Annotated in this window: 19 protein-coding genes; 8 read left to right on the top strand and 11 right to left on the bottom strand. The window is 75.4% G+C overall.

What is annotated here, in order from left to right:
* Positions 1 to 46: 46 nt before the first annotated feature.
* Positions 47 to 751 (bottom strand): SDR family oxidoreductase, encoded by a 705-nt coding sequence (locus tag ACI795_RS08745; RefSeq protein WP_457075103.1) that lies wholly within the window; start codon positions 749 to 751, stop codon positions 47 to 49.
* 93 nt (positions 752 to 844) lie between these two features.
* Here ACI795_RS08745 and ACI795_RS08740 point away from each other — a divergent pair, with 93 nt between their 5' ends.
* Entirely contained in the window at positions 845 to 1210 is a 366-nt protein-coding gene (locus ACI795_RS08740) for a MerR family transcriptional regulator (RefSeq protein WP_457075102.1), read from the top strand.
* Positions 1211 to 1217: 7 nt separating this feature from the next.
* Entirely contained in the window at positions 1218 to 1931 is a 714-nt protein-coding gene (locus ACI795_RS08735) for a DsbA family oxidoreductase (RefSeq protein WP_457075101.1), read from the top strand.
* Here the strand turns inward: ACI795_RS08735 and ACI795_RS08730 are convergent.
* The 5 genes from ACI795_RS08730 to ACI795_RS08710 form a co-directional block, all read right to left on the bottom strand.
* On the bottom strand, positions 1928 to 2890 hold the full coding sequence (locus ACI795_RS08730) for an NAD(P)H-dependent flavin oxidoreductase (RefSeq protein ID WP_457075100.1): 963 nt from the start codon (positions 2888 to 2890) through the stop codon (positions 1928 to 1930). The genes ACI795_RS08735 and ACI795_RS08730 overlap by 4 nt on opposite strands.
* A gap of 23 nt (positions 2891 to 2913) precedes the next feature.
* The gene (locus ACI795_RS08725; protein WP_457075099.1) at positions 2914 to 3414 is read right to left on the bottom strand and encodes an FBP domain-containing protein; all 501 of its coding nucleotides are present in this window, start codon (positions 3412 to 3414) and stop codon (positions 2914 to 2916) included.
* 151 nt (positions 3415 to 3565) lie between these two features.
* A complete protein-coding gene (locus ACI795_RS08720; protein WP_457075098.1) occupies positions 3566 to 3808 on the bottom strand; it encodes an acyl carrier protein in 243 nt (80 codons plus the stop codon).
* A 115-nt stretch (positions 3809 to 3923) separates the two neighbouring features.
* Complete coding sequence (locus tag ACI795_RS08715; protein WP_457075097.1) at positions 3924 to 4160, bottom strand: hypothetical protein; 237 nt, start codon at positions 4158 to 4160, stop codon at positions 3924 to 3926.
* A 52-nt stretch (positions 4161 to 4212) separates the two neighbouring features.
* Positions 4213 to 5391: an NADH:flavin oxidoreductase/NADH oxidase gene (locus tag ACI795_RS08710; RefSeq protein ID WP_457075096.1), complete on the bottom strand. Its 1179-nt coding sequence runs from the start codon at positions 5389 to 5391 to the stop codon at positions 4213 to 4215.
* A 204-nt stretch (positions 5392 to 5595) separates the two neighbouring features.
* Here ACI795_RS08710 and ACI795_RS08705 point away from each other — a divergent pair, with 204 nt between their 5' ends.
* The 4 genes from ACI795_RS08705 to ACI795_RS08690 all read left to right on the top strand — a co-directional run bounded on the left by ACI795_RS08705 (position 5596) and on the right by ACI795_RS08690 (position 10273).
* A complete protein-coding gene (locus ACI795_RS08705) occupies positions 5596 to 7410 on the top strand; it encodes a phosphoenolpyruvate carboxykinase (GTP) (protein WP_457075095.1) in 1815 nt (604 codons plus the stop codon).
* Between the two features lie 170 nt (positions 7411 to 7580).
* Positions 7581 to 8795 (top strand): MFS transporter, encoded by a 1215-nt coding sequence (locus ACI795_RS08700; RefSeq protein WP_457075094.1) that lies wholly within the window; start codon positions 7581 to 7583, stop codon positions 8793 to 8795.
* A complete protein-coding gene (locus tag ACI795_RS08695) occupies positions 8792 to 9463 on the top strand; it encodes an acVLRF1 family peptidyl-tRNA hydrolase (protein ID WP_457075093.1) in 672 nt (223 codons plus the stop codon). The genes ACI795_RS08700 and ACI795_RS08695 overlap by 4 nt, the downstream gene beginning before the upstream one ends.
* Before the next feature lie 123 nt (positions 9464 to 9586).
* Positions 9587 to 10273: an alpha/beta hydrolase gene (locus ACI795_RS08690; protein ID WP_457075092.1), complete on the top strand. Its 687-nt coding sequence runs from the start codon at positions 9587 to 9589 to the stop codon at positions 10271 to 10273.
* Between the two features lie 6 nt (positions 10274 to 10279).
* Here ACI795_RS08690 and ACI795_RS08685 read toward each other — a convergent pair whose 3' ends face one another.
* Positions 10280 to 11056, bottom strand: coding sequence for a PRC and DUF2382 domain-containing protein (locus tag ACI795_RS08685; RefSeq protein ID WP_457075091.1), 777 nt, complete (start codon positions 11054 to 11056; stop codon positions 10280 to 10282).
* A 106-nt stretch (positions 11057 to 11162) separates the two neighbouring features.
* On the opposite strand from ACI795_RS08685, the gene ACI795_RS08680 reads away from it, so the two are divergent.
* Positions 11163 to 13199: a HelD family protein gene (locus ACI795_RS08680; RefSeq protein ID WP_457075090.1), complete on the top strand. Its 2037-nt coding sequence runs from the start codon at positions 11163 to 11165 to the stop codon at positions 13197 to 13199.
* A 24-nt stretch (positions 13200 to 13223) separates the two neighbouring features.
* Complete coding sequence (locus ACI795_RS08675; protein ID WP_457075089.1) at positions 13224 to 14075, top strand: PPK2 family polyphosphate kinase; 852 nt, start codon at positions 13224 to 13226, stop codon at positions 14073 to 14075.
* Here the strand turns inward: ACI795_RS08675 and ACI795_RS08670 are convergent.
* The 4 genes from ACI795_RS08670 to ACI795_RS08655 form a co-directional block, all read right to left on the bottom strand.
* Positions 14065 to 14901, bottom strand: a complete 837-nt coding sequence (locus ACI795_RS08670) for a YhjD/YihY/BrkB family envelope integrity protein (RefSeq protein ID WP_457075088.1) — start codon at positions 14899 to 14901, stop codon at positions 14065 to 14067. The genes ACI795_RS08675 and ACI795_RS08670 overlap by 11 nt on opposite strands.
* Positions 14902 to 14949: 48 nt before the next feature.
* Positions 14950 to 15099 carry a hypothetical protein gene (locus ACI795_RS08665; protein ID WP_457075087.1) on the bottom strand — a complete coding sequence of 50 codons (150 nt, stop codon included), beginning with the start codon at positions 15097 to 15099 and terminating at the stop codon, positions 14950 to 14952.
* A gap of 91 nt (positions 15100 to 15190) precedes the next feature.
* Positions 15191 to 16738, bottom strand: coding sequence for a phytoene desaturase family protein (locus ACI795_RS08660; RefSeq protein ID WP_457075086.1), 1548 nt, complete (start codon positions 16736 to 16738; stop codon positions 15191 to 15193).
* Positions 16735 to 17187, bottom strand: coding sequence for a GNAT family N-acetyltransferase (locus ACI795_RS08655; protein ID WP_457075085.1), 453 nt, complete (start codon positions 17185 to 17187; stop codon positions 16735 to 16737). The genes ACI795_RS08660 and ACI795_RS08655 overlap by 4 nt, the downstream gene beginning before the upstream one ends.
* Between the last annotated feature and the right edge of the window lie 223 nt (positions 17188 to 17410).

The raw sequence follows: 17410 nt of genomic DNA, 5'->3' as shown, positions 1-17410 counted from the left end.
AACGGGGCCGCCCGGACGTGGGCGGTGGGGGCAGTGGGGTCCTTCGTCAGGCCACGGGCTGGCCGTAGAACTCGCGCGGGTCGCGCGCCAGCGAGGCCTTGACGCCCCGGCTCCAGTCGTCGACCAGCACCTCCCAGTCGCCGGCCTGGACGCCGTCGAGCGCGGTCCGGACGACGTCGGCCGGGTCGCTCATCGGGCCGGTGTAGCCGGCCATCATGTCGGTGTCGGCCGCGCCTAGCACCACGCCGGTCACCTGCGTGCCCTGGCCGGTGAGCTCGATCCGGACGCCGTTGGTCAGGCTCCACGCCGCCGCCTTGGCCGCGGCGTAGGCGTTCGCGCCGTCGGTGGAGAACCAGGACAGCGCCGAGAGCACGTTGACGATCCCGCCGCCGCCGTTGCGGGCCAGCACCGGAGCGAACGCCCGGACGACGCCGAGCGTGCCGAAGAAGTGCGTGTCCATCTCCCGCCGGACCTCGGCCAGGTCGCCGGTGACCAGGTTCGAGCGGGTGGTGATGCCGGCGTTGTTGACCAGCAGGGTCACGTCGCCGGCAGCCGCAGCTGCCGCCGCGACCGACTCCGGGTCGGTGATGTCGACCCGGAGCACCTCGACGCCCGGGACGTCGACCAGCTCGGGACGGCGGGAGGTGGCGTAGACCTTGGCGGCGCCGCGCTCGACGAGCTGCTGGGCGAACTGGCGGCCGAGGCCGCGGTTCGCGCCGGTGACGAGGGCGACCGATCCGGTGATGTCCATGGTGGATCTCCTTGCGTTCTGGTGGGCTGCCGAGGACGGTAGGACCTGACGTTGACGTCAGAGGCAAGAGTGACCTGAGCCACGGGAGGCAGGGTGCGGATCGGTGAGGTCGCCGCAGCGGCCGGCGTGAGCGTGCGGGCGTTGCGCTACTACGAGGAGCAGGGGCTCCTGACCGCCGAGCGCAGCCCGAGCGGGCAGCGCCGGTACCCCGAGGACGCCGTCGGCCGGGTGCGGTTCGTGCAGCAGCTCTACGCGGCCGGGCTGTCGAGCAAGGACGTCCTGGAGCTGCTGCCGTGCGTGCACACCGGCGTCGCGACCCCGGCGATGCTGGCCCACCTGACCGAGCAGCGCGACCGCATCAGCCGGCAGATCGAGGAGCTCACCCGGGCCCGCGAGCGGCTCGAGGAGATCATCCGGATCGGCGCGCAGTACGTGCCGGTGGCGGCGCAGGCGGAATGAGCCGGCCATGGCGCTGGTTGCGCGGGTCATGCAGGTCGAGGTGTGGTCCGACGTCGTGTGCCCGTGGTGCTACATCGGCAAGCGCAAGCTGGAGACGGCGCTCTCCCGCTTCCCGCACGCCGATCAGGTGGAGGTCGTCTGGCGGTCGTTCCAGCTCGACCCGAGCATCCCCGAGGGGCACACCGAGCCGACCCTGCCCGCGCTGGCCGCGAAGTACGGCAGCAGCGTCGAGGAGATGGCCGGCCAGATGCGCCGGGTCGAGGAGATCGCCGCGGGTGAGGGGCTGGAGTACCACCTGGCCGACGGCGTCAGCGGCAACACGCTGCTGGCCCACCAGCTGATCCACCTGGCCGCCGAGCACGGGCTGCGCAGCCAGATGAAGGAGCGGCTGCTGCACGCCCACTTCACCGAGCAGCGGTCGGTCTTCGACGTCGACGCGCTCGTCCCGCTGGCCGTCGAGGTGGGGCTGGACGAGGCGGAGGTGCGCGCGGCGCTGGCCGACCGCCGGTTCCTGCCCGCGGTCCGCTCCGACATCGAGACCGCCCGGGCACTGGGCGCCACCGGCGTCCCGTTCTTCGTCGTCGACCGCACCTACGGCGCCGCCGGTGCCCAGCCCGCCGAGACGCTGCTGCAGCTGCTCGAGCGCGCCTGGGCCGACACCCACCCGCTCACCACCGTCCCCGCCGCCGAGGGCTGCGACGACGGCAGCTGCTCCGTCTAACCGAGCAGGCGGGGGGCGCGCTCCAGTGCCTTCCGCGCGTCGGTGGTCAGCCGCCGGACGACGTCGGTGGCCGACTCCTCCGCGGTGACCAGCCCGACGGACTCCCCGGCGTAGACCGGTGCGGCCGTGAGGTCGCCGTCCGCCTGCGCCCGGCGCACCCGGTCGGCCGCCCGGGTGTCCCCGCGCAGCTCCGCCTCCCGGCCGTGCCAGGTCTCGGTGAACTCGTTGGCCAGGGCCCGGCCGGGCCAGCGGTCCGGCCAGGCGAGCCCCTGCGCGATGTCGAACGCCCGGGTGAGCACGGTGTCGTCGCCACTCGCGGCCCGGATCCGCTCCCGCGCCGCCGGCGCGTTGACCGCCTCGGTGCAGCTGAGGAACGGGGTGCCGAGCCACGCCCCGGCAGCCCCGGCCACCAGCACGGCGGCCAGCCCGGCGCCGGTGGCCACCCCGCCCGCGGCGAGCACCGGCCGGTCGGTGGCGGCCAGCACCTCCTGCAGCAGCGGCAGGGTGGACCGGTGCCCGGTGTGCCCCCCGGCCTCGGTGCCCTGGGCCACGATCACGTCGACGCCGGCCGCGTGCGCCCGGTCCAGGTCGGCGAGCGTGTTGACCGCCGTGGCGACGGCGATCCCGGCGTCGTGCAGCGGGCCGACGAACGGCGCCGGGTCGCCGAAGGAGACCGACACCAGCGCCGGCTCGGTGGTCACCGCCGCCGCCAGCAGCTCGGGGCGGTCGGCGAGCACCCAGGCCATCAGCCCGACGCCGAAGGAGACGTCGGCCTCGGCGGGCACCCGGGCCTGCTCGGTGAGCCACTCCGGCGTCGTCGCCGCACCGACGCCGATCATCCCGAGCCCACCGCCGAGCGAGACCGCCCGGGCCAGCTCGCCTCCGGCGACGCCGGCCATCGGCGCCCCGAACACGGGTGTGTCGAGGTCGAACCAGCGGGTCAGCGGGGTCTTGATCATCGCCCCATCGTCGTCCCCGGAGCTCAGCGGCGCAGCACGTCGGCGGTGAACGCCGCCAGCCGTTGGCGCAGCCCCTCGGCCTGCTCCTCGACGGCGAGCGCCTGCAGCTCCTCGCTCAGGTGCTGGGCCGACGGCGGCACCTCCCGTACCCGGCCGGCGCACCGCAGGTCGGCGCAGACGTAGGTGCCGACCGTGTTGCCGCTGCGCCCGGCCTCGCCCACCCGCCGGGCGGTGAACAGCGAGATCGCGTCGGCGCTCTGCACGGTGTGGCAGAGCAGGCACATCGCCGAGCGGCGGCTGGACATCTTCGTGTCCGCCGCGCGCAGCGCCAGGCCGACGGTCCGCCCCTCGTGCTCGTGCACCAGCCAGCCGCGCAGTTCCGCCTTCGGGTCGCGCCAGCCGAGCACGTCGGCCGCGGCCCAGTCGAACTGGTCGATGTCGCGGGGGAGCGTCATCGCCGCGGCCTCACTGCGGGAGCAGTTGACCAGCGACCTGCGAATCGCGGCCTCGGACAGGGCCTGCACGGGGAGCCTCCTGGGGGTGCGGGACGGGTCGAACCGGCCCAGGAGGCTACGCAGCGGCCCGGTGCGCGGGCCAACGAATTCCGACGTCCCGACGCCGGAGCCCCGGCCGCTGCGTGCGGCCGGGGCTCCGGGAGGTGCGGCGGGGGGACGGTCAGCTGGCCGCCGGACCGCCCTGCTCGGTACCGGAGAGGTTGCGCAGCAGCTCGTGGCAGCGCGCGGCGCGCTGGGAGTCCTGCTCCATCACCTCGCGGAAGAACGAGGCGACGTCGTCCAGGCCGGCGTTCTCGGCGTCCCGGACGTACTGGCCGTAGTCGTGCCCGGCCTTGAGGGAGTGGTACTGGACGGAGATCAGGTCGAAGGTGACGTCGGCGAATCCGGTCTCACCGGTGGCCATGGGTCCTCCTCGTGGGTCGCTCGGCGGCCGGGCCGTGGCTGGGCCCGGCGTGCGTGTGCGCTCCCCGACTTACCCGGGGGTGCGCCGGCCAATCGTGCGGACGGACCGGTCCGCCTCAGGTCCGGTCGCCGGTCGGGGCCTCGCCGACCGCGCCGGCGAACCCGCCGGTGACGTCGCCACCGCCGGCCTCGTCGGCCTCGGTGCGTGAGGTGGCGAGCTCGTCCTCGCCGGTGGCGACGGCGTCGTCCTCGGCGGAGGCGAGGTCCTCGCCCTCGCCGAGCGCGCCCGGGTCGGCCTGGGTGGTGCGCGGGTCGTTGAGCGGGTCCGGGGTGTCCGGGTCGGTGACGGTCATGGACGGCGCTTTCCCGTCCGGCCGCCGTCCGAACCGTTGCGCGTGGCTGGGCTCAGGCCTGGGCGGCCGGCGCCTCGACCCGCACCGGGTCCGGGCCGGTCCACGGGCCCAGGCGCTGCAGCAGCCGCTCGCGGGAGGCCAGCCGGGGACCGGCCTGCACCGGGTAGGCGTCGTGGGAGCCGGTGAGTGCCCGGGCGGCGTGGACGGCGAAGTTCGGGTCGTCCTGGGCCTCGCGGGCGACCGCGACCAGATCGGCCTGGCCGCCGGCGACGACGGCGTCGGCCTGCGCGGGGTCGACCAGCAGACCCACGGCCATCGTCGGGATCCCGACCTGCGCACGGATCGCTGCGGCGAAGGGGACCTGGTAGCCGTAGCCGATCGGGTGCTCCCAGCCGGCGCCGATCCCACCCCCGGAGACGTCGATCGCGTCGACGCCGAGCGCCTTCAGCTCGCGGGCGAACGCGATGGTGTCCTCGAGCGTCGTCCCCTCGCGGGTGGCGTCGACGGCGGAGACCCGCACCACCAGCGGGAGGTCGGCCGGCCACACCGCACGGACGGCGGCCACCACCTCCAGCGGGAAGCGCATCCGGTTCTCCAGCGAGCCGCCGTACTCGTCGTCCCGCAGGTTGGTCAGCGGGGAGAGGAACTGGTTGAGCAGGTAGCCGTGCGCGGCGTGCACCTCGGCCACCTGGAAGCCGGCGGTCAGCGCGCGGCGGGCGGCGGCGACGAACGCGTCGCGCACCCCGCCCAGCTCCTCCGTGCCCAGCGGGCGCGGCGCCGTCCACCCCTCGCCCATCGGCACGGCGCTGGGGGCGACCGGCGTCCACGGCTCGTCGCCGGGGCGGGCGTTCTCGGTGGTGACCTGGCCGTTGCCGTCCCACGGGCGCAGCGTGTTCGCCTTGCCGCCGGCGTGCGCCAGCTGGATGGCCGGCACGCTGCCGTGCTCGCGCAGGAACGCGGCCACCCGGGCCAGGCCGGGCACCTGGTCGTCGTTCCACAGGCCGACGTCGCCGGGGCTGATCCGACCGTCGGCGGTGACCCCGGTGGCCTCCACCATGACCAGGCCGAACCCGCCGAGGGCGAACCGCCCGAGGTGCACCAGGTGGTAGTCGCCGACCAGGCCGTCGGAGACGCAGTACTGGCACATCGGGGCGACGGCCAGGCGGTTGCGCAGGGTCACCCCGCGCAGGGTCAGCGGCTGCAGGAGGGCGGGGGTGCTCGATTCGCTCACGGCTCGCACAACAGGACATCCGTCCCGGTACATCCCGGGGCGAGCTGGGTCACACTTGAGGTAGACGTCTTATACGTACTCAACCCAACGGCTAGTCTCGTGCGATCCGCCCCGGCCCCACCGACGTGGCCGGGACGGCGCTCCCCAGCCGTCCAGCTCCAGCGCCGGTGTGGTCCCGCACCGGCGTACCCCAGAGGAGACGCCGTGACTTCTGTTGCCACCCCCGGCCTCGACAACGCCCCGACCACGCACCCCCGGCTGCTCGCCTGGGTGCAGGAGATGGCCGAGCTGACGACGCCGGACCAGGTGGTGTGGGTCGACGGCAGCGACGAGGAGTGGGAGCGGCTCACGACCAGGCTCGTCGACGCCGGCACCTTCACCCGGCTGGCGGCAAAGCCCAACTCCTTCCACTGCGTCTCCGACCCCAGCGACGTCGCCCGGGTCGAGGACCGCACCTTCATCTGCTCGGTCGACGAGGCCGACGCCGGCCCGACCAACAACTGGATGGACCCGGGCGAGATGAAGGCGGTGATGACCGAGCTGTACCGCGGCTCCATGCGCGGCCGCACCATGTACGTCATCCCGTTCTGCATGGGCCCGGTCGAGGCCGAGAACCCGATGTTCGGCGTGGAGCTCACCGACTCGGAGTACGTCGTCGTCTCGATGCGGGTGATGGCCCGCATCGGCAGCCGGGTGCTGCAGGCGATGGGCACCGACCGTGACTTCGTGCCGGCGATGCACTCCCTCGGCGCGCCCCTGGAGCCCGGGCAGGCCGACGTCCCCTGGCCGTGCAGCCAGACCAAGTACATCGTGCACTTCCCCGAGGAGCGGGCCATCTGGTCCTACGGCTCCGGGTACGGCGGCAACGCGCTGCTGGGCAAAAAGTGCTACTCGCTGCGGATCGCCTCGGTGATGGCCCGCGACGAGGGCTGGCTCGCCGAGCACATGCTGATCCTCAAGCTGACCAGCCCGCAGCGGAAGACCTACTACGTCGCCGCGGCCTTCCCCAGCGCCTGCGGCAAGACGAACCTGGCCATGCTCGAGCCGACCATCCCGGGCTGGGAGGTCGAGACCCTCGGCGACGACATCGCCTGGATGCGGTTCGGCGAGGACGGCCGGCTCTACGCGCTCAACCCCGAGTACGGCCTGTTCGGCGTGGCGCCGGGCACCGGCTGGGACACCAACCCCAACGCGATGCGCACCATCGAGGCGGGCAACTCGGTGTTCACCAACGTCGCCCTCACCGACGACGGCGACATCTGGTGGGAGGGGATGACCGACGAGCCGCCGGCGCACCTGACCGACTGGAAGGGCCGGGACTGGACGCCGGAGAGCGACGAGCCCTCCAGCCACCCGAACAGCCGGTTCTGCACGCCGATCACCCAGTGCCCGATCCTCGCGCCGGAGTACGAGGACCCGAAGGGCGTGCCGATCTCGGCGATCCTCTTCGGCGGCCGGCGCAAGACCACCATCCCGCTGGTCAGCGAGGCGCGGGACTGGAACCACGGCGTGTTCATGGGGGCCACGCTCTCCTCGGAGACCACCGCCGCGGCCACCGGTGCCGTCGGCGTCGTCCGCCGCGACCCGTTCGCCATGCTGCCGTTCATCGGCTACAACGCCGGTGACTACTTCCGGCACTGGGTGGAGACCGGCAAGGCCCACGACGCCACGAAGCTGCCGCGCATCTTCTACGTCAACTGGTTCCGCCGGGACGCCGACGGCGGCTTCCTGTGGCCGGGCTTCGGGGAGAACAGCCGGGTGCTCAAGTGGGTCGTCGAGCGCCTGGAGGGCACCGCCGCGGCCGAGGAGACCCCGGTCGGTCACGTGCCGACGCCGGACTCGCTGGACGTCTCCGGGCTCGGCATGACCCGGGAGCAGGTGGAGCAGGCGCTGCGCGTCGACCCCGAGGAGTGGCGCGCCGAGGTCCCGCAGATCACCGAGTGGTTCGAGAAGTTCGGCGACAAGCTGCCGACCACGCTCTGGGACGAGCTGGAGATCCTCAAGAGCCGGCTGGCGTAACGAAGGCCCCGGTCCGCGCGGCAGCGTCGCCGTCGCGGCCCGGCTCCGGACGGAGTCCCGTTCCCGACAACGCGGTCGGGGGCGGGGCTCCGTCGTGTCCGGGGCCGGACGGTTCCGTCGGTTACCGTGGCGCCGGCACGCACCACCCCGCGACGGAGGCAGTCCCGCTCGTGCCCAACCCGTACCTGCACGTGCTGCGGACCCCGCACGCGGTGCCGATGGTGCTGGCCGCCCTCATCGGCCGGCTGCCGCTGTCGATGCTCGGCCTGGGCAGCGTGCTGCTGGTCCAGGACGAGACCGGGTCCTACGGGCTGGGCGGCGCCGTGGCCGCCGTCGGGGCGGTCACCACCGCCGTCGCCGGCCCGGTCATCGGCCGGCTGGCCGACAACCACGCCCAGCGGCGAGTGCTGCTCGGCGTGCTGGCCGCCTTCGTCACCTCCGGGCTGCTCTTCCTGGCCGCGGTGCGCCAGGGCTGGCCGCTGTGGACGGTGTTCCTCAGCGCCGGCGCCGCCGGGGCCACCATCCCGCCCGTCGCCTCGATGATCCGGGTGCGCTGGACGCACCTGCTGCGCGGGACGCCGCGGCTGCCCACCGCGCTGGCCATGGAGTCGGTGGTCGACGAGTTCGTCTTCATCGTCGGGCCGGTGCTGGTCACCTTCCTGTCCACGACCGGGCACACCACCTCCGGCCTGGTCACCGCCTTCACCCTGGCCGCGGTCGGCGGCCTGCTGTTCGCCGCCCAGCGGCGCACCGAGCCGCCGCCGGCCGAGCACGAGCACCGCGGCGGGCCCTCGGCGATGCGCACCCGCGGGCTGCGCGTGCTGTTCGTCGTCGGCGCGGCCGTCGGGGCGGTCCTCGGCACGCTGGAGATCGCGCTGGTCGCCTTCGCCGACGAGGTGGACCAGCGGTCCCTGGCCGGGCTGCTCATCGCGGGGCTGGCCGCCGGGTCGATGGCCTCGGGGATCGGCTGGGGCACGGTCCACTGGCGGCAGCCGTTGCGCCACCGGCTGGGAGCCGCCCTGCTGGTGCTGAGCGTGTGCACCGTCCCGCTGCTGCTCGTCGACTCCCTCTGGGTGATGCTCCCGCTCGTGGTCCTCGCCGGGGTCGCCGTCTCCCCGTCGCTGATCAGCGCCTTCACCCTGGCCGAGGTGCTCGTCCCGCGGGCGGCCGTCACCGAGGCGTTCACCTGGATCGGCACCGCCCTCGCGCTGGGGGTGGCCGTCGGTGCCTCGCTGGCGGGCAAGATCGTCGACACGGTGGGCGCCAACGCGAGCGTGCTGGTGGCCACCGTCGCCGCCCTCGTCGCGGCCGCCGCCGTCACCCTGGGACAACGGCTGCTGCACGTGCCCGCCGAGCACGCCGCCAGCCCCGCGCTGGCCCGGTGACGGCCCCCCGCCCGGCGGCCGGGGGTGGCCGGGTGCTCGGGGTGGCCCCCGAGCGGCTGGGCCGCTGGCTGGACGGCGTCGCCGACCGGCACGGCACCTTCAGCGACGTGCGGGTCGAGGACGGCGACGTCGTCGTCACCTGTGCGGACGCCACCTGGCTGCGGGTGAGCGGCCCACCGGGCTGGACGCCGGGGCCCGCGGTGCTCACCTCCCTGACCGTGGCCGCGAAGGCACCCCGGCGCACCGCCGTGCTGCTGGTCCGGCGCGGCCGCTGGGCGGTCGGGGTGTTCGACGGCGCCGCGCTCGTCGTCTCCAAGGTCGACGCCCGGCAGGTGCAGGGCCGCACCGCCGCCGGCGGCTGGTCGCAGCAGCGGTTCGCCCGGCGGCGGGCCAACCAGACCGACGCCGTGGTCGGCGCGGCCGCCGACACCGCGGCCCGGGTGCTGCTGCCGCACGCCGGTGGCCTGCAGGCGCTCGCCCCCGGCGGGGACCGGGGGCTGGTCGCCGAGGTGCTCGACGACCCGCGGCTGCGCCCGCTGGCCGAGCTGCCCCGGCTGCCCCCGCTGGACGTCGGTGAGCCGACCAAGGCGGTGCTGCTGCAGACCCCCGGCCAGTTCCGCGCCGTCCGGGTGCACATCGTCGAGCCGGGTGAGCGCCCGGCCGACTGAGCCGGCGCCGTCCGGCCGACTGGGCAGTTCCGGTCGCTCGCCACGGCATGTCCTCGCGTGTCGGCGACCAGAAGTGCACACTCGGGCCGTGCGGACCGGCCGGCCGCGGGGTAGCCCCGGCCGGTGACCGTTCCCCGCCGCGCCGCCGACGGCCGCCTCGACAGCCGTCCCGCCCTCGAGCCCGCCGCCGCACCCCTCCCGCCGGGCCTGACCACCCTGGACCTGGGGCCGTCGGCGGAGGCGGTGGTCGCGGTGCCCCCGGGGGAGCCGGGGCCCCGCCCGCTGCTGGTGTTCTGCCACGGCGCGGGCGGTTCGGCGGCCGATTCCCTCGCGCTGGTGGGGGAGCTGGCCACCGCCCGCGGGGTGGTCGTCGTCGCGCCGACGTCCGTGGCGTCCACCTGGGACCTCGTCGCCGGCGGGCTGGGGCGCGACGTCGCCACCATCGACGCCGCCCTCGCCCAGGTCTTCGCCCGCACGGCGGTCTCCCGGGTGGCGATCGGCGGGTTCTCCGACGGTGGCTCGTACGCCCTGTCGCTGGGGATCGCCAACGGCGACCTCACCGGGGCGGTGCTGGCCTTCTCCCCGGGGTTCGCCGCCCCACCGGGCCGGTACGGGCGCCCGCGGTTCTGGATCGCGCACGGCACCGACGACCGGGTGCTGCCGGTGGCGCGCTGCGGCCGGCGGGTCGCGGCGGAGCTGGCCGCCGACGGCTACGAGGTCACCTACGACGAGTTCGCCGGCGGCCACGTGGTCACGCCGGGGCTGGTCTCCGGGGCCCTCGGCTGGTGGCTGGACGGCCCCGGAGCCTGACCCGGCTCAGCCCCGCGGGGCCTCGGTGCTGGTCAGCTCGACCTGCTCGCGCCGCACCTGGTCGGCGACCCGGTGCTCCTCCGTCGTCCAGGACGTCGTCAGCCGCACCCGCTCGACCGGCTCCCGCTCGACCGAGACCACCGGCCGCTCGCCGTAGAGGGTCACCCACTCGCCGGTCCGGTCACCACCGACCCCGTCCGGGGCGTCGCCGGCCGACCGGTCGCCCGCGCGGAGCGGGAGGTGCTCGATCCGGGCCCGCTGCCGGGTCACCGTCACCGGGACCATGACCTCCTCGGTGACCTCCTCGATCCGCAGCACCGCCCGGGTCCACGGCTCGATCACCGTGCTGACCTGCAGCTGCTCCTCCGAGCGGGTCATCGCGGTGTCGGCCGAGCCGCCGGCGGTCGGGAACGGGCCGGTGCCGGAGTGCTCCAGCACCGGTGCGGTCCCGGCGACCGCGCCGACGCGGTAGTGCTCCTGCAGCGTGGCCTCCTCGTCGGGGCTGAGGTGGTCCGGGCGGGCCACGCGCGGGGCGGAGCGGACCGCCGTGGCGGGCACCGTCAGGTGCAGCCGCCCGCCGGAGAACTCGGCGCCGGCCATCGGCGCGATGACCGGCACCTCCTCGTCGTCGGGTGCGGCGTGCTGCCCGTCGGCGAGGCCGATCCAGGTCGGTTGGCCGGTCACGTCGTCGAGGAAGACCGCGGTCACGGTGCCCAGGGCAGTGCCGTCCCGGTCGTCGACGATCGCCCCGATGACGGGAGGCGGCGCGGAGTCACTGGTCATGCCCTGGTGGGTGCTCCGGTGTGGCCCCGGCTACACATCCCCGGCGCGCCGCGCGGCAGAAGTCGGTTGAGCCGCACCCCCCCCGCGCGCGTACCGTCCTCCGACCGTGTCTCCGACCCCCGCCCCCGCCGAGACCGCCCCCGACCCCGTCCTCGCCGCCGAGCGCGCCCACCTGGCCCGCGCGGCCGACTGCCTGACCCAGATGCGCACCGCGGCCGTCGCGGTCACCGACGCCGGGGTGGACGCCTGGGCCTCCGAACGGCTCGGTGCCGCCCGCGCCGAGCGGCTGCGCTCGCTGGCCGCCGACCCCGGGGTCCCGCCGTTCTTCGGCCGGACCGACGGGGAGGCCGAGACGTTCCACATCGGGCGCCGGCACGTGCGCGACGCCGTCGGTGACCCGGTCGTCATCGACTGGCGGGCGCCGATGAGCCGGCCGTTCTACCAGGCCAGCGCCGCCGACCCCCAGGGCCTGGTGCGCCGCCGCCGGTTCGGCTTCGCCGCCGGCGAGCTGACCGGCTACGAGGACGAGGTGCTGGCGGCCGGGGAGGAGCACGACAGCGCCTTCCTGCGCCAGGAGATCGAACGCCCCCGCAGCGGCCCGATGCGGGACATCGTGGCCACCATTCAGCCCGACCAGGACGACATCGTGCGGGCACCGCTCACCGAGTCGATCTGCGTGCAGGGCGCGCCGGGCACCGGGAAGACCGCCGTCGGGCTGCACCGGGCGGCCTACCTGCTCTACACCCACGGCGAGCAGCTGGCCCGCACCGGCGTGCTCGTGGTCGGGCCGAACCGCGCCTTCCTGCGCTACATCGAGCAGGTGCTGCCGGCTCTCGGGGAGGTCGAGGTCGACCAGGCCACCGTCGCCGACCTGACCGCCCGGGTGACCGTCCGGGCGCAGGACGAGCCGGCCGTCGCCGTCCTCAAGGGCGACCCGCGGATGGCCGAGGTGCTGCGGCGGGCGCTGTGGGGCGGCATCCGGAAGCCGGCCGACTCGGTCCAGGTCACGCTGTCCGGGCGGAAGTACCGGATCGGCGAGGACCGGCTCAAGCGCTTCGTCGACGACCTGCGCCGGGCCGGCACGAGCGGCGTCGACGACCAGCAGCTGGTGCACTACGCGGCCGGCCGGGAGCGGCTGGCCATGGGGCTGGCCGAGTACGCCCGGCGGCTGAAGGAGGCCGGTGGCGGCAGCCCGACGGACGCCGAGACCCGCCGGTGCGCCCGCAGCGCGGAGGTGCGCGCCTTCTGCGACGCGGTCTGGCCGGCGGTCGACGCCGCGGGGCTGGTGCACGACCTGCTCACCGACCCCGGACGGCTGGCCCGGGCGGCCCGCGGCGTCCTCACCGAGGAGGAGCAGGCGCTGCTGCACTGGCCGAAGGCGCCGCGGTCGGTGAAGAGCGCGCCCTGGACCGCGGCGGACGCCGTCCTGGTCGACGAGGTGGCCGGCCTGCTGGAGCGCACCCCCGGCTACGGGCACGTCGTCGTCGACGAGGCGCAGGACCTCTCCCCGATGCAGTGCCGGGCGATCGCCCGCCGGCTGGCCGCCGGCTCGCTGACCGTGCTCGGCGACCTCGCCCAGGCCACCAGCCCGTGGTCGGCGCCGGACTGGGCGCAGACGCTGGCCGGCCTCGGCCGGCCGGAGACGACGATCCGGCCGCTCACCCGTGGCTACCGGGTGCCCGGCGAGGTGCTGGACTTCGCCAACCGGCTGCTGCCCCGGATCGCCCCCGGGCTGCCCGCGGCGACGGCGGCGCGCTCGGAGCCGGGCTCGCTGCGACTGCACCCGGTGGCGACGCTGGCCGGGCCGCTGGCCGGGGTGGTCGCCGAGCTGGCCGCGGCCGAGGGGTCGACCGGGGTCGTCTGCGCCGACGCGGACGTCGCCGAGGTGGTCGGGATGCTGACCGCCGCCGGGCTGGAGGTCACGGCGCTGGCCGACGACGGCAGCGCACCCGCCCGGGTCTCCGTGGTGCCGGCGACCCTGGTCAAGGGGCTGGAGTTCGACCACGTCGTCGTGGTGGAGCCGGCGGCGATCGTGGCCGCCGAGCCGCGTGGGCTGCACCGGCTCTACGTCGTCCTGACCCGAGCGGTGAGCAGCATGGTCGTCCTCCACCGCGGTGAGCTGCCCGAGCTGCTCGCCGGCTGAGGCGCCGTCCCTAGGCTGCGGGGCATGTCCTCCCTGCGCCGAGCCCTGCGCGTGCCCCCTGCCCCGGTCCGGCTGGGGGAGATCGACCCCCGGTCGACCCCGCACGTCCCCGGTGACAAGGAGAAGACCAGGGACGTGATGCGGGTCGACGCCGAGCGGCTGGCCGAGCTGCAGCAGCGGCTCTACGCGGAGGGCACCGGCGGCAGCCGGCGGCGGGTGCTGCTGGTGCTGCAGGGCATGGACACCAGCGGCAAGGGTGGCGTGGTGAAGCACGTCGTCGGGGCGATGGAGCCGCACGGCGTGCAGGTGGTCTCCTTCGGCACGCCGACGCCGGAGGAGCTGCGGCACTCGTTCCTCTGGCGGGTGCGCCGTTGCCTGCCCGGGCCGGGGAAGGTGGGGGTGTTCGACCGCTCGCACTACGAGGACGTGCTGATCGGCCGGGTGCGGCAGCTGGCCACCCCCGAGGTGATCGAGCGCCGCTACCGGGAGATCACCCGGTTCGAGCGTCAGCTGGTCGCCGACGACGTCACCGTGCTCAAGGTCTTCCTGCACCTGTCCCCGTGGGAGCAGAAGCAGCGCCTGCTGGCGCGGCTCGACGACTCGACCAAGCGCTGGAAGTTCGACCCCTCCGACGTCGACGAGCGGGCGCTGTGGCCGGAGTACCAGCAGGCGTACGCGGCGGCGATGGAGCGCACCGACACCGACACCGCCCCCTGGTACGTCGTGCCGGCCGACCGCAAGTGGTACCGCAACTGGGCCGTCGGGCGGCTGCTGCTGGAGACCCTCACCGACCTGCAGCCGCGCCTGCCCGAGCCGGCCTGGGACGTCGACGAGCAGCGGGACCGGCTGATCGAGGAGCAGCCGCTCAGCGGCTGACCCGCGGGCGCCCCCGGCGCAGGCGCTCGTCCAGCGCCTCCGTGCAGAGCCAGCCGGCGATCAGCACCAGGTGCAGCAGGAACAGCCAGAAGCCGACGGCGACCACGCCGCCGACCACGGTGAGCCCGCCGAACGGTGCGCCCAGGTCCAGCGGCAGGGACAGGAAGAGCACGAACCCCTGCAGGAACCCCGACAGGCAGGCCGCGGTGAACAGTGCGCCGGCGCCCACCGCCGCCCACCGCAGCCGCCCGGCGGCGACCACCCCGAACACCCAGGCCAGCGGCACGGTGAGCACGCCGAGCACCGAGTAGTAGCCGACCGCGAAGGCCGCCAGCCCGTTGCTCACCCCGGGTTCGGTGGACAGCTCGGCCAGCGCCTGACCGGCCCGCAGCAGCGGCCAGGTCAGCAGCGGCGCGACCAGCAGCAGCGGCAGCGCCAGCAGCCGGCCGCGCCAGGCGGTGAACCGGTCGTGCGCCGGGCTGAACCGCAGCAGCGACCGGCGCAGCCCCTCGCCGTACAGGGAGATGGGCAGCAGCGTGAGCAGGGCGCCGACCACGGAGAGCCCGGTGCCGGCCTCGGCCAGCCGGGTGAGGGCTGCCGGGGCGCCGAGCTCGGCGGGCAGCACCTCGGCCAGCCGGCCGGTGAGCCGTTCGACGGTCACCCGGCCGGTGACCCAGCTGGTCAGCGCGAGGGAGAGGACCAGGCCCGGGACGACGGCGATGCCCGCGTAGAAGGTGAGCCCGGCGGCGATGAGCGAGGTGTCCCGTCCGCGCAGCCGGTGGCGCACCGATGCCGCGAGGCCCCGCGCCTCGTCCGCCGCCCGCACCGCGACATGTGACCACGGGCGGGGCACCTGGCGCCCGTCGGCCGAGGGTCAGTCGACGAGGCCGCCGACCAGCAGCATGTAACCGAAGATCACGACCAGGATGAGCACGATGACGCCGGCGAAGACGGCGCGGCTCCGGTTCTGCCGCGACTTCGGCGGCTGGCCCTGGTCGGAGGAGCGGTTCGGCGGGGTGCTCATGGCGTCTCCAGTGGTCGTCGGGGCCGGTCGGTCCCGGGCTCTGGTGCCTCCGTTCCCCGTAGGCGGTTGATCACGCACGGATGCCGCGGCCTCACCGGCCGAGCAGGTGCCGGGCCGCGGCGAAGCCGCCGAGCCCGCTGACCCCACCGCCGCGGACCGTGCCCCCGGACGACGCTGCGACGACCCGCGGGTGCGCGGTCGCCACGCCCCAGGTGCCGGCCTGCCCCGGGTCGGTCGCCACCGGCCAGGACAGGTCCCCGTGGAAGATGTGCCCGCCCGGCATGGCCAGCGCGCCCTCGACGTCCAGGGGCGAGGCCGCCTGCAGGCAGGGCCGCCCCTCGGCGTCGGTGGCCAGGCAGTCGGCCAGCGGCTCGGTGAGGTGGTCGTCGAGCTGGGCGACGACCCGGCGCACCGCCTCCTCCCGGGTGCCCACCGGGTCGGCCGCGAAGAGCTCGGCCGGGGTGTGCAGCCCGAACAGGGTCAGGGTGTGCAGCCCGGTGGCACCGGTGATCGACGGGTCGGTCAGCGAGTGGCAGTACACCTCGAACGGGACGACGTCGGGCAGCCGGCCGGCGCCGGCCTGGGCGAACGCGGCGTCGATGGCCGACGCCGACTCGTCGACGTGCACGGTGCCGCTGAAGACCCGGTGCGGGTCGTCCCCGGAGCGCAGCCCGGGCAGCCGCCGCAGCACCATGTTGACCTTCAGCTGCGACCCGGACGGGCGCGACGCCGGCGGCGCGCCGAGCAGCTCGTCCAGCACCGTCGGCGCGGCGCCGCCCACCACGTGCCCGGCGTCGGCGGCATGCGCCGTCCCGTCGTCGTCGGTCCAGTGCACGGTGACCCCGTCGGCGCGGGGCTCCAGTGCGGTCACCGTGGCCCGGGTCAGCAACCGAGCCCCGGCGGTGCGGGCGGCGGTGGCGATCGCGCCGCTGACCGCGCCCATGCCGCCGACCGGCACCCGCCAGCGGCCGGTGCCGTTGCCGACCAGGTGGTAGAGGAAGCAGCGCCCGGCGAGCCCGTCGGCGGCGTGCACGTCGGCGAAGGTGCCGATCAGGCCGTCGGTGAGGGCGATGCCGCGCACGTCGTCGTCGGTCAGGTGGTCGGCCACCACGTCGGCCAGCGGCCGCTCGCGCAGGTCGTGCCAGATGCCCGGGTCGCGCAGCCGGCCGGTGAGCTCCCTCTCGCTGGGCAGCGGTTCGGTGAGGGTGGGCGCGAGGTCCTCGGCCAGGGTGGACAGCCGGCCGTAGAGGCGCTGCCAGCCGGCAAGCTCGGCGTCCCCGCCGGTGAGCGCCCGGAAGGACGCCGCCGTCGCGGGCCCCTCGTCCCGCTCGACCAGCAGGCTCCGGTGCCGGCCGTCACGGCGCAGCGGCGTCCAGGAGGCCACCGCACGGTCGCGCAGCTCCAGCCGCAGCCCCAGGTCGGTGACGATCCGGTCGGGCAGCAGGCTGACCAGGTAGGAGTACGCCGAGAGCCGGACGTCGACGCCGGGGAACACCTGCTGGCTGACCGCGGCGCCGCCGAGCACCTCGCGCCGTTCGAGCACCAGCACCGACCACCCGGCGCGCGCCAGGTATGCGGCGGCGACCAGCCCGTTGTGCCCACCGCCGACGACGACCGCGTCGTACCGGGCGGCGGTCATCCCAGCTCCCGGGCGAAGCAGAGCGAGAACGGGTCGTCGACGTAGTGCCCGAACGTCGGGATCGGCCGGTAGCCGGCCGACGTGTACAGCCCGACCGCCTCCGGCTGGCGAGGGCCGGTCTCCAGCTTCAGCGTCGACCAGCCGCGGCGGAGGGCCTCGGCCTCCAGGCCGGCGAGCAGCTGCCGGGACACCCCCCGCCCGCGGGCGGCCGGGACGACGTACATCCGCTTGATCTCCGCCTCGCGTGGCCCCAGCGGGCGGAGCGCGCCGCAGCCGACCGGCGTGCCGTCGTCGTCCCGGGCGAGCAGCACCACGGCGACGTCGGTGGCGGACGGCGGCACGCCCGGTTCGCTCGCGCCGTCGTAGCGGGCGCGCAGCTCGACCTGCTGGGCAGCGGTGAGCGCAGCGACGGCGGGGTCGTCCCAGGGGACGGCGGCGAGGGTCGGCACCGGGTCATCCTGGCCTGCGGGGGTGCGGCTCCTCCACGAGGCCACCTACCAGGTCCCGGCGAGGAAGCCGGGGAGTGCCGCGCCGGGGCACCTGCGGGCCGCGAGCGTGGCGACAGCGGCAGCTTCACCAGCCGCTTGCGGAGCGTGACGACGGATCGGCCGGCGGTGGTGGCGCAGACCCCACCCTCCACCGGAGGGCGCAGTGGTCCCGCCGGGTCCGGCT

Source organism: Modestobacter sp. SYSU DS0290 (genome assembly GCF_054050955.1).
Note: the sequence above shows the minus strand (reverse complement) of the source record. Positions and strands in the feature narration are given on the sequence as shown.